Source organism: Stappia sp. MMSF_3263 (genome assembly GCF_030733745.1).
Classification (GTDB): Bacteria; Pseudomonadota; Alphaproteobacteria; order Rhizobiales; family Stappiaceae; genus Stappia.
Window position 1 is genome coordinate 1 of record NZ_JASHIK010000005.1, and the last position, 11,505, is coordinate 11,505.

At 65.2% G+C, this 11,505-nt stretch carries 11 protein-coding genes; 10 read left to right on the plus strand and 1 reads right to left on the minus strand.

The window, feature by feature from the left end; all coding sequences use genetic code 11:
• Positions 1 to 129: 129 nt before the first annotated feature.
• From RBB46_RS07225 to RBB46_RS07270, 10 genes are all read left to right on the plus strand, one after another.
• Positions 130 to 1,269, plus strand: a complete 1,140-nt coding sequence (locus tag RBB46_RS07225; RefSeq protein WP_306028235.1) for a transporter substrate-binding domain-containing protein — start codon at positions 130 to 132, stop codon at positions 1,267 to 1,269.
• 62 nt (positions 1,270 to 1,331) lie between these two features.
• Positions 1,332 to 1,991: an ANTAR domain-containing response regulator gene (locus RBB46_RS07230; RefSeq protein WP_306028236.1), complete on the plus strand. Its 660-nt coding sequence runs from the start codon at positions 1,332 to 1,334 to the stop codon at positions 1,989 to 1,991.
• A gap of 267 nt (positions 1,992 to 2,258) precedes the next feature.
• On the plus strand, positions 2,259 to 3,500 hold the full coding sequence (locus RBB46_RS07235) for a transporter substrate-binding protein (protein WP_306028237.1): 1,242 nt from the start codon (positions 2,259 to 2,261) through the stop codon (positions 3,498 to 3,500).
• Positions 3,501 to 3,578: 78 nt separating this feature from the next.
• Complete coding sequence (urtB, locus tag RBB46_RS07240; RefSeq protein WP_306028238.1) at positions 3,579 to 4,448, plus strand: urea ABC transporter permease subunit UrtB; 870 nt, start codon at positions 3,579 to 3,581, stop codon at positions 4,446 to 4,448.
• Positions 4,449 to 4,452: 4 nt separating this feature from the next.
• A complete protein-coding gene (urtC, locus tag RBB46_RS07245; RefSeq protein WP_306028239.1) occupies positions 4,453 to 5,601 on the plus strand; it encodes an urea ABC transporter permease subunit UrtC in 1,149 nt (382 codons plus the stop codon).
• Positions 5,598 to 6,350, plus strand: a complete 753-nt coding sequence (gene urtD, locus RBB46_RS07250) for an urea ABC transporter ATP-binding protein UrtD (RefSeq protein WP_306028240.1) — start codon at positions 5,598 to 5,600, stop codon at positions 6,348 to 6,350. The genes urtC and urtD overlap by 4 nt, the downstream gene beginning before the upstream one ends.
• Positions 6,343 to 7,041: an urea ABC transporter ATP-binding subunit UrtE gene (gene urtE, locus RBB46_RS07255; RefSeq protein ID WP_306028241.1), complete on the plus strand. Its 699-nt coding sequence runs from the start codon at positions 6,343 to 6,345 to the stop codon at positions 7,039 to 7,041. Before urtD ends, urtE begins: the two co-directional genes overlap by 8 nt.
• A 53-nt stretch (positions 7,042 to 7,094) precedes the next feature.
• Complete coding sequence (locus tag RBB46_RS07260; protein ID WP_306028242.1) at positions 7,095 to 8,135, plus strand: aliphatic amidase; 1,041 nt, start codon at positions 7,095 to 7,097, stop codon at positions 8,133 to 8,135.
• A gap of 122 nt (positions 8,136 to 8,257) precedes the next feature.
• Complete coding sequence (locus tag RBB46_RS07265; protein WP_306028243.1) at positions 8,258 to 9,055, plus strand: CbbQ/NirQ/NorQ/GpvN family protein; 798 nt, start codon at positions 8,258 to 8,260, stop codon at positions 9,053 to 9,055.
• A gap of 9 nt (positions 9,056 to 9,064) precedes the next feature.
• Positions 9,065 to 10,852, plus strand: a complete 1,788-nt coding sequence (locus RBB46_RS07270; RefSeq protein ID WP_306028244.1) for a nitric oxide reductase activation protein NorD — start codon at positions 9,065 to 9,067, stop codon at positions 10,850 to 10,852.
• A gap of 22 nt (positions 10,853 to 10,874) precedes the next feature.
• Here the strand turns inward: RBB46_RS07270 and RBB46_RS07275 are convergent, their stop codons facing one another.
• Positions 10,875 to 11,498 (minus strand): TetR/AcrR family transcriptional regulator, encoded by a 624-nt coding sequence (locus RBB46_RS07275; RefSeq protein ID WP_306028245.1) that lies wholly within the window; start codon positions 11,496 to 11,498, stop codon positions 10,875 to 10,877.
• Positions 11,499 to 11,505 lie beyond the last annotated feature (7 nt).

An 11,505-nucleotide genomic window follows, 5' to 3' on the forward strand; every position in this document is an offset into this window, starting at 1 on the left:
GCGCAAGGGGCGGGAGGAGATACACCAGGGACGAAATATCGTCAATTCTCGCGAGGGGAGTGGTAGTGTCAGGGCGCGCAAAAAACGGCGGCAAAAGCCGGCGCCATCCAGAATGAGGGAAAGCCTGTGGTGAGTTCAGGTCAGACATCCGAACCGTGGCGTGTCGGGGTGCTGTTTTCGCAAAGCGGCTTCATGGCCGTGATCGAGGAAACGCAACTCCGGGGAACGCTCACGGCCATAGACGAGATCAACGCGAACGGGGGCGTCAACGGCCGGCCGCTGGAGCCGGTCATCTACGATCCCGGATCGGAAGCGCGCGCCTTCGGGCGCTATGCGCGCAAGCTGATGATCGAGGACGGCGTCAGCACGATGTTCGGCTGCTACACGTCCTCGAGCCGGCGGGCGGTGCTGCCTGTCGTCGAACGGCTCAACGGACTGCTCTGGTATCCGACGCTCTACGAGGGGTTCGAGTTCTCGCCCAATGTCATCTACACGGGGGCCGCGCCCAACCAGAACAGCGTCGAATTGTGCCGGTTGCTGATGGAGGCCTATGGGCGGCGCTTCTTCTTCATCGGCTCCGACTACGTCTATCCGCGCGAATCCAACCGCATCATGGGCGAGCTGGTGCGTAACAGCGGCGGCGAGGTGGTGGGCGAACGCTACCTGCGGCTCAATGCGGACCGCTCCGAGTTCCAGCCATTGATGCGGGAGGTGAAGGCGGCGCAGCCGGATGTGATCTTTTCCACGGTGGTCGGCGACAGCACCGTCTTCCTCTACCAGACCTATCACGATTTCGGCTTCAACCCGAAGGTTGTGCCGATCGCCAGCCTGACAACCACGGAAGCCGAGATTCAGGCGATGGGCTTCGACGTGGGCGAGGGGCACCTGACGGGCGCGCCCTACTTCCAGGGCATCGGAAACGACCGGAATTCGTCCTTCGTCGAGCTCTACAAGAAGCGCTATGGCGACGATCAGTCGACCAACATGTGCCTGGAGGCCGCCTATTTCCAGGTTCACATCTTCGCCAAGACGCTGGAGCAGACCAACTCGATCGACACGGAGATCATGCGGACGTCCGTGATGGGGTCGGAGTTCGACGCGCCGCAGGGCAACATCGCGGTCAACCCGGTCTGCGGCCACACCGACCTTTGGACGCGTGTTGGCCGGGCCAACCGGCAGGGGCAGTTCGACCTGGTTTATGAATCGTCCAGCCGGGTCAAGGCCGACCCCTACCTGATCGGGTATTCCCGCAATCTCGCCTATGCGTGACAGCTGCCCGGACGACACCGGCCGCAAGAGCCGGCTCCGGGAACCTTGAGGACAGATTTCCGATGCGCAGGATGCAGAACGACATGGCAGGCCAGGCCGGTGCGCGGACACAGCGCGCGACGCTTCCACAACGCGGCGCGCGGCCGGCCCAGGCAAGCTTCCCCTTCGCCGACATGTCCATCGCGGTGATCACGGATCGCGACCGGGATGGCGATGCGTTCATTCGCGAATTGCAGAAGCTGCGCACCAATCCGCACCATATCTGGCCGGCACCGCCGCATCTGCCGCTGGGGTTCGACGCCATCTTCTGCGATCTCGTCGAGGACCTGCCGCGACGGGTTCCGTGGCTGCCCGGCGAGCCGGAGGCGGCCCTCATCGTGATGCTGAAGAAGCAGGCGGCCTTCCGCCCGGACCTCATCCGCGACTGCGCCGCGCATGGCGTTCTCGTGCTGCCGGCGGAGCCCTTGTCCGTGCAGTGCACGCTGGCACTGGCACGCGACCATTTCCGCTACGAGCAGCGCCTGCGCGGGCGGATCGACAAGCTGGACGAGAACCTGCGCAACATGCGCAGCGTCGAACGGGCGAAGTCGATCGTGATGCACAAGAACAAGTTGAGCGAGGAAGAGGCTTACCAGTTCCTGCGTCGACAGGCAATGTCGAGAAGGGTTTCAATCGGGGCTGTTGCAAATGCAATTGTTGACTCTCAGGAACTTCTTGGGTAATTTTTTGATCAAGCGTTGAGGAGCGCTTGATAGGTGGCAACGAAGCCACCTGAAATGCAGGCATTGGTGCCCCGCGACTGTCCGTGAAAGCGGCTTCGCGGGTTTTTTGCGTTCGCGCACCGTAGTGTGCGGCACCGAATACTTGCGTGCTAGCGGCCGGATGGTCGCCCACAAACAAAAACGCGTTGGCAGTGAAGCCCCGCCGTCGTCCGCCCGCCAGGCGGCCGCGCGGGGTTTTTGCGTTCGACCAGAGGGTGAGAGATGACAATGAAGAGACGCAGTTTCCTGAAAGGGGCGGCAGCCACAGGCGCGATCGTCGCCACCGGGTTCCCGCATATCTGGAACAAGAACATGGACCTGGCCCGGGCGGCCGACGGCGAGATCAAGGTCGGGGTCCTGTTTTCGCTGACCGGAACGACGGGCATCATCGAGGAATCCCTGAACAAGGCGACGTTGCTCGCCATCGAGGAGATCAACGACGCGGGCGGCATCAACGGCATGCGACTGGTGCCCATCGTCGAGGACCCTGCGTCCGATCCCGCGACCTTCGCGGAGAAGGCACGCAAGCTCGTCGTCGGCGACAAGTGCGTCTCGGTCTTCGGCTCCTACACCTCGGCCAGCCGCAAGGCGGTGCTGCCCGTCTTCGAGCGTCGCGACAACCTCTACTGGTACCCGACGCTCTACGAGGGGCGTGAATGCTCGAAGAACGTCATCTACACCGGCGCCGTGCCGAACCAGCAGCAGAACGAGTTCATTCCCTGGCTGGTGCAGAATTTCGGCAAGAAATTCTACCTGATCGGCTCGAACTACATCTATCCGAAGGAAGAGAACAACTACTGCAAGAAGATGCTGGAAAGCCTCGGCGGCGAAGTGGTCAACGAGGAATACGTGCCGCTTGGCCATTCGGAATTCTCCTCGGTGATCAACAAGATCCGTTCCAGCGAGCCGAACGTCATCTTCTCCACCGTCGTCGGCGATTCCGTCGTGGCGCTGCATCGCCAGTACCGTGCGGCCGGCCTCGATCCGCAGAAGATGCCGATGGCAAGCCTCACAACGTCGGAGAACGAGGTCGCGGCGATGGGCGGCGAGGCGGCCGCCGGCCACTTCACCTCCGCCCCCTACTTCATGGTGCACGACTCGCCGGAGAACGAGCGTTTCGTCGCCGCCTACAAGCGCCGCTGGGGCGATGACAAGGTGACCCATTTCGTCTCCGAGCCGTCCTATTTCCAGGTGCACCTGTTCAAGCAGGCGGTGGAGCAGCTCGCGCCCAGCGACATCACCCCGCCGACGATCCGCGAGGCGGTGAAGGGGCAGGAGTTGATGGCCCCGCAGGGCCGTATCCGGGTCGATCCGGAAAGCCTGCATACCTGGCTCTGGCCGAAGATCGCGATGGCCCGCGCCGACGGGCAGTTCGAGGTGCTGACCAGCTCGTCCGACTGGCTGCTTCCCGAACCCTACGCCGCCTATCCCGGCCAGTCCTGCACCGAGGCGGGCCTCGTCCAGAAGTGACGAATGCCTGTCTTCCGCGACCCGGCGCATGCGCGCCGGGTCCCATCCCCTGCCGCCGTCATCGCGAGGGAACGTGACGTGGACTTCTTCATTCAACAACTGATGACCGGCCTCAGCATCGGCTCGATCCTGCTGCTGGTCGCGCTGGGCCTGGCGATCATCTACGGCTCGATGGGCGTCATCAACATGGCGCATGGCGAGTTCGTCATGCTCGGGGCCTATGGCGCCTGGGCGATGAACGCCTATTTCGGTCTCGGCCTGCTGGCCAGCCTCGCCTTCGTGTTCGTCGGCGTCGGCGCCTTCGGCTTCGCGGTGGAACGCGGCGTGATCCGCTTTCTCTACCGGCGGCCGCTCGACACGATCCTCGCCACCTGGGGCATCGGCGTTATGCTGCAGCAGGCGGTGCGGCTCTTCGCCGGCGGCGAACTGCGTTACGTCGAGATGCCCTCGCTGCTGAGCGGCACGGTGTCCGTGTTCGGCGTCATCGTGCCCGGATACCGGGTGTTCATCTTTCTCTTCGTCGCGGCGCTCTTCCTGGTCACCTGGTTCTTGATGTTCCGCACTTCGTTCGGCACGCGGCTGCGCGCAGTGGTGCAGGACCGGCAGACGGCGATGTGTTTCGGCGTCAACGCGGACCGGGTGTACAGCCTCACCTTCGCCTACGGCGCCGGGCTTGCCGGGCTCGCCGGGGCCCTGGTCGCACCGCTGAAGAGCGTTTCGCCGGAGATGGGCGGCGCCTATGTGGTCGACGCCTTCTTCGTCGTGGTGCTGGGCGGCGTGCAGAGCCTGTTCGGCACGGTGGCAAGCGCCGCGCTGCTCGGCCAGATGAGCGGCTCGCTCGCCTATCTCGCCAACGACACGATCGCCAAAGCCCTCGTCCTGCTCGCCATCATCGTCCTGATCCGCTTCCGGCCTCAGGGCCTGTTCGCCACCAAGGTCCGGAGCTAGTTCCATGACACGACCGATTTCCGCCTTGCGCGGCGCCGGCGAGGCGAGGCTGCAATTTGCGCTCTACGCCGCCGTCTGCCTCGCCATCTTCCTGGTTCCGCTCGCCGTCGGCGACGATTTCCTGCTCAACCGCTATGCCCGCTATCTGGTGCTCGGCATGGTCGCCATGGCGCTCAGCCTCTCCTGGGGCTATGCCGGCATTCTCAACCTGGGCCAGGCGCTGTCCTTCGGCCTCGGCTCCTACTGCATGGCAATGGCGCTGAAGCTGGGCACGGTGCCGGTGCACACGGGCTCCGACGGGCTGCCCGACTTCATGGTCTGGAACAATGTCGAGACGCTGCCCTGGTTCTGGGTGCCGTTCCACTCGACCGCCTTTGCCATCCTGGCCGGCATTGCGGTGCCGGTGCTGGTCGCCTGCGTGCTCGGGTGGTTCATATTCCGCGGCCGGGTCACCGGCGTCTTCGTGGCGATCATCACGCTGGCGACGCTGGTCGTTGCCAACCTTCTGATCATCGACCGCCAACCCTATACCGGCGGCTTCAACGGCATCACCGATCTGGCCCAGTTGTCGCTGTTCGGTTTCACCTTCGATGCCTATTCGAAGTCGACCTACTATCTGGTCGCCGCCTGCCTCACCGTTTCGCTCTTTGCCTGCCTGGCGCTGACCCGCTCCAAGGCCGGCCTCATCCTGCAGGCGATCCGCGACGACGAGCGGCGGGTGCGATTCTTCGGCTATGACGTTGCCGCCTACAAGATGCTGGCCCTGGCCGTCTCGGCCGCCGTCGCCGGGCTTGCCGGCATGCTCTACACGGTGGTGATGGAGTTCGCCTCGCCGACCTTCCTCGATGTGTCGCTGTCGCTGTCCATCGTCATCTGGTGTGCCGTCGGCGGTCGCCAGAGCCTGCTCGGCGCGATGCTGGGGGCGATCCTGATCGCCGGGATGCAGGGTGCGCTTTCGGAATCCGAGGCCTTCCTCGACACCTGGATGCTGGTGATGGGCGCGATCTTCGTAACCGTCGTCCTGGTGCTGCCCAACGGTCTCGCCGGCCTTGTCTCGGCCGGCGCGCATCGGCTGGCCGCGATGCTGGCGAGCCGCGATCCTCGCCGCGGCGAGACGGTTCATCTCGGCAAACCCGCGGAGGACCGCCCGTGAGCGCGCATCTCCAGCTTTCCGACATCCGCGTCAGCTTCAACGGCTTCCTCGCCGTCAACGGGCTGAACCTTTCCATCTCGAAAGGCGAGCTACGCTGCCTGATCGGACCCAACGGGGCCGGCAAGACCACGGCGCTCGACCTGATCTGCGGCAAGACGCGGGCCGATAGCGGGTCCGTGCGCTATGCCGGGCGGGAGCTGTCGCACATGGAGGAGCACCTGATCGCCCGGGCCGGGGTGGGGCGCAAGTTCCAGGTGCCGAGCGTCTTCCGCCAACTCAGCGTGCGCGACAACCTGGAAGTCGCCATGTGCCGGCATACGGGCGTCTTCGCGACCCTCCTGCGTCCGGCGCGCGGCCGCGGCGGCGAGGGGCTGGAGACATTGGCCGAATTCGTCGGACTGGCCGATGCGCTCGAGGAACCGGCCGCAAACCTCTCGCACGGCCAGACCCAGTGGCTGGAGATCGCCCTGCTGCTTGCCCAGGACAGCGAGCTGATCCTGCTCGACGAGCCGACGGCCGGCATGACCCAGCAGGAGACGGTGAAGACCGCCGACATCTGCAACCGGCTGAAGGGCAAGCACACCATCGTCGTGGTCGAGCACGACATGGGTTTCGTGCGCGAGATCGGCGACGTCATCTCGGTGATGCATCAGGGCCAGCTTCTCGCGGAAGGAACGGTGAGGGAGGTCTCGCAGCACGAGAAGGTGCGTGAGGTCTACCTCGGATCGATGGGGATCGGCGGTGCTTGAGATCAGCGGACTGAACGGTTTTTACGGCAACTCGCGCGCGCTCAGCGATGTCTCGCTCGGCGTTGCTTCGGGAGGCTTTCTCTCGGTGCTGGGACGCAACGGGGTCGGCAAGACGACCCTGATGCGCGCCGTGCTCGGCCTGCTCGACCGCACGGACGGGGCAATCCGCCTGAACGGGGCCGATCTTGCGGCCCTGCCGACCCATGAAAGGGCGCGCGCCGGGATCGGCTACGTGCCGCAGGGCCGGGGCATCCTGCCGCGCTTCACCGTGGAGGAGAACCTGCAACTCGGCGGTTTTGCGCGCACCAGCGGGCGCGGCGCCGAGCTGGAGGCGCTTGTCTACCAGATGTTCCCGGTCCTGAAGGAGTTCCGGGGGCGGGCCGGTGGCAACCTGTCCGGCGGACAGCAGCAACAGCTGGCCATCGGCCGCGCCCTGATGAGCGACCCCTCGATCATCCTGCTCGACGAGCCGGCGGAGGGCATCCAGCCCAACATCGTCGAGCAGATCGAGCAGGCGATCGTCTCCCTCAACAAGGATCTCGGCATCGCCATCGTGCTTGTCGAGCAGGACATCCAGTTTGCGCGCCGTGCCAGTTCCGCTTTCGCGATCCTCGAGAAAGGGCACGTCGTTGCATCCGGGCCCGTCGCCGATCTGACGGATGAACTGGTCCACCGGCACATGGCGGTGTGATCGCCGCCGGCCCAACCGGGACCGAACGCCTTTCAAACGGAGGAAACTGACAAATGCTACATGGCGATATTTCCAGCAGCAACGACACGGTTGGCGTCGCGGTCGTCAACTACAAGATGCCGCGCCTGCACACCAAGGCTGAGGTGCTCGAGAATGCCCGCAAGATCGCGGACATGGTCCAGGGCATGAAGGTCGGCCTGCCGGGCATGGATCTGGTGATCTTCCCGGAATATTCGACCCACGGGATCATGTACGACCCCAAGGAAATGTACGAGACGGCCTCCGCCTGCCCGGGCGAGGAGACGGCGATCTTCGCCGAGGCCTGCCGCAAGGCCAATGTGTGGGGCGTGTTCTCGCTGACCGGCGAGCAGCATGAGGAGCATCCCAACAAGGCGCCCTACAACACGTTGATTCTGATGAACAACGAGGGCGAGATCGTCCAGAAATACCGCAAGATCATGCCCTGGGTGCCGATCGAGGGCTGGTACCCGGGCAACTGCACGTATGTCTCGGAAGGGCCGAAGGGGCTGAAGATCAGCCTGATCATCTGCGACGACGGCAACTATCCCGAGATCTGGCGCGACTGCGCCATGAAGGGGGCGGAACTGATTGTGCGCTGCCAGGGCTACATGTATCCGGCCAAGGAGCAGCAGGTGATCATGTCCAAGGCGATGGCGTGGGCGAACAACGTCTATGTTGCGGTTGCCAACGCGGCCGGTTTCGACGGCGTCTACTCCTATTTCGGCCATTCGGCCATTGTCGGCTTCGACGGGCGCACGCTCGGCGAATGCGGCGAGGAGGATTACGGCATCCAGTACGCCCAGCTGTCGACCTCGCTGATCCGCGATGCGCGCAAGAACATGCAGTCGCAGAACCACCTCTACAAGCTCGTCCACCGTGGCTACACCGGCATGATCAATTCCGGCGAAAGCGACAAGGGCGTGGCCGCGTGCCCCTATGACTTCTACCAGAAGTGGATTTCCGATCCGGAAGGCACGCGCGAAATGGTCGAGGCTATGACCCGCTCCACCGCCGGCACCGACGAGTGCCCGATGGAGGGCATCCCGAACGAGAAGACCAAGGTCCACCGCTAGGGTTCTCCCGGCGTGGGCCGGTTCCGGCGCGGGGGCGGGCAATGTTTGCCCGGGCCCGCACCGCGCGCCGGAACCGGCATTCCCCGCAAGTCCCGCCCGTCTCCAAACCGTGAAGTCAGATCATGCCGCTTTCCGCCTATCAGATTGCCGAGGAACCCTATTTCGAACCCCAGGGTGGGGAGGTGGCGCTGTTCTCGGCCGCCCATGCCCTCCGCCAACCGGTGATGATCAAGGGGCCTACGGGCTGCGGCAAGACCCGTTTCATCGAACACATGGCCTGGCGGCTCGGTCGGCCGCTGATCACTGTCGCCTGCCACGAGGACATGACGGCCTCCGACCTTGTCGGCCGCTACCTGCTGGATGCCGGCGGCACCGCGTGGCATGATGGCCCGTTGACGCTTGCCGTGCGGCACGGGGCGATCTGCTATCTCGACGAGATCGTCGAGGCGCGCCAGGACACGACCGTCGTCGTCCACCCGCTGACTGACGACCGGCGCATCCTGCCGCTGGAAAAGAAGAACGAACTGGTCCGGGCCCATCCCGATTTCCAGCTCGTGATCTCCTACAATCCCGGCTACCAGAGCGTGCTGAAGGACCTGAAGGAATCCACCAAGCAGCGCTTCGTCGCACTCGACTTCGCCTATCCCGATGCGGAGCGAGAGGCGCAGATCGTCGCGCGCGAGGCCGGTGTGGCAAAGGACGTGGCGGTGCTGCTGGTGCGCATTGCCGAGCGCACCCGCAACCTCAAGGGGCACGGCCTCGACGAGGGTGCCTCGACGCGCATGCTGATCCAGGCCGGACGCCTGATAAAGCAGGGGGTCGGGCTTGCCGAGGCCTGCCACGTCGCCCTTGTGTTGCCGATCACCGATGACATGGGCGTGCGCGAGACGCTGAGCGATGTCATAGCTGCCTGCGCCTGAGGCCGTGCCATGACCCTGTCGTCGCCAGCGAAGCTGGACACCTCCGTCCTCTTGCCGCTTGAGCCTGAGGAAGAGGAAGAACGGCCGCTTTCCGAGCGGATCCCGGGGCTGCGGCGCTATCTGGCGGGGCTCTACGGGGCGCGGGCGAGCCTTCGCGCCCTGCCGGGCGAGGGCGGGACACAGGTGGCGCGTCGTACGAGCTTCGACGGGCGCGTGCTCTTCCTTCCAGAGGCCTATCGCGGTTTTCGCGACGAGACCGCAGACCGGCTCTATCTGGCGGCCGTTGCCCATGCCGGCGCGCATCTCGCCTTCGGCCGGGCACGGTTCGAGCCGAAATCACTCAAGCCCTTGCAGATCGCGCTGATCTCGCTGCTGGAGGATGCCAGGGTCGAGTGGTTGGCGATGGAGGCGCTTCCCGGGCTTCGTCGGCTGTGGCGTCCCTTCCATGACGCGCTGGCGCTCGACAAGGACGGGGCGACGGCCACCGCCGAGGTGTTGATGGCGCGCCTTGCGCTTGCGCTTTTCGATCCGGCACGGCCGCTCGACAATCCCTGGCTCGCCAAGGGGCGCGACATGTTCTTCGCGGCGATGCCCGAATGGGACGACCCGGGTGCGCTGAGGTTGCTCGGCAGTCTGCTGGGCAACGATCTCGGCCAGATGCGTGTGCAGTTCAACTCCAAGACCTATGTCGTGCAGCCGGTCTATCGCGACGACAATGCCGGCCTGTGGGAATTCGACCGTCCGCCGCCGCCCGAGGAGGACGACACCAGCCTGGCGGAGGCCGTGCGCATCGAGACGCGGGAAAAACCGCCCGAGCCCGGCGAGCGTGAGCGGCGGGAAGCGGGAGGAGAGAGCGATCCGCGCCCGGCAAGCCTTTCCCCGCTCGATCCAGACCAGTGGATCGCGGTGGCGCGGATGCCGGAATGGGATCACGGAGCCGGCCGGTTGCGGCCGGACTGGGCCACCATCGTCGAGGCGACACCGCGCACCGCGCCGGCCGCGCTGGTCGAGCGCTGGCTGGAGGCGCGGCCGGATGTCGCCAGGCGCACCGCCGGCCTGATCCGTCAGGCGAAGGTCGGGCGGCCGGCACGTCTGCGGCGACAAGGCGAGGGCGACCGGCTCGATCTGGATGCGGCTGTCAGGGCCGCGATCGACCTGCGCGCCGGCTTCGATCCGGACACGCGCGTCTTCGAGCGCAGCGCCTTGTCGGAGCGGGATCTTGCAATGCTGGTGCTGCTCGATATCTCGGAGTCCACGAAGGACACGATCGGCGGCACGGCGACCTCCGTCTTCTCCGTCCTGCGCGAGGCGGTTGCGCATCTTTCAGCGGCCCTGGCCGAAACGGGCGACCGTTTCGCGCTGCATGCCTTCTGCTCGAACGGCCGGGACGAGGTGCGCTACAGGCGGGTGAAGGAGTTCGCGGAACCGTTCGGGAACGCTGCAAGATCGCGCCTTGCAGGCCTTCGCCCCGGACTTTCGACCCGCATGGGCGCAGCGCTCCGCGTGGCGACGCGCGAGGCGGCGCGGCAACTCTCCCATCGCCGGCTGGTGCTGGTCGTCACCGACGGCGAACCCTCCGACATCGACGTCACCGATCCCGCCTATCTGGTCGAGGACGCCCGCAAGGCGGTGCAGGAGGCGGCGGGCGCCGGTGTCGACGTCTTCTGCGTCGGTCTCGACAAGACCGGCGAGACTTATCTGTCGCGCATCTTCGGGCGCGGCAACTTCGTCCAGATCGGCAAGGTCGAGATGCTGCCTGACCGGCTGCCGCAGATCTATGTGCGGCTGACGCGGTGAGGGGTCGCGCTCCGGGTCCTTGTCAGTCCTGGCAGGGAATGTCGAAGGCGGAAAGAAAACGGCCGACCGCCGCACGGATCTCCGGCCCGGAATCCTCCGGGCAGGGCACCTGATAGATGTATCGGCGGATGCCGATATAGACGATGCCGCCATGCAGGTTCCAGATGTCCTCCATCTCCGGCTTTTCCGGACCGGGAGCGGCAAGACAGACCTCCTCCATGAGCGGGCGCAGCAGGAGCCCGCTCACGAATTCCAGATAACGCCGGTTCAGCTCGGCGCCGGCAAGGCCGGAAAACATGAAGATGCGCATCCACTCGTAGCTGAAGATCGCGTGCGTGTACTCGCGGTAGAAGGTCAGCGTCCGGTCGTGGATCGAGCGGGACCTGTCGCCGATCAGCGCCGGCCAGTCCGGCGAGATGCGATCGAGATAGACGGCACGGTAGACCGCCTCGATCAGGTCCGTCTTGGTGTTGAAATAATTGAAGATCAGCGATTGCGTCACACCCAGGCGCTTGGACAGTTCGCGGGTGTTTCCCTCCAGGCCCACTTCGGAGAAATAGGCGGTGGCGCCGGCGATGATCATCGCCCGCCGCTCCTCCGGCGACAGGCGCTTGCGGTCGCCCGAACTCGTCTCGCTTTTCGTCATCCCGCCC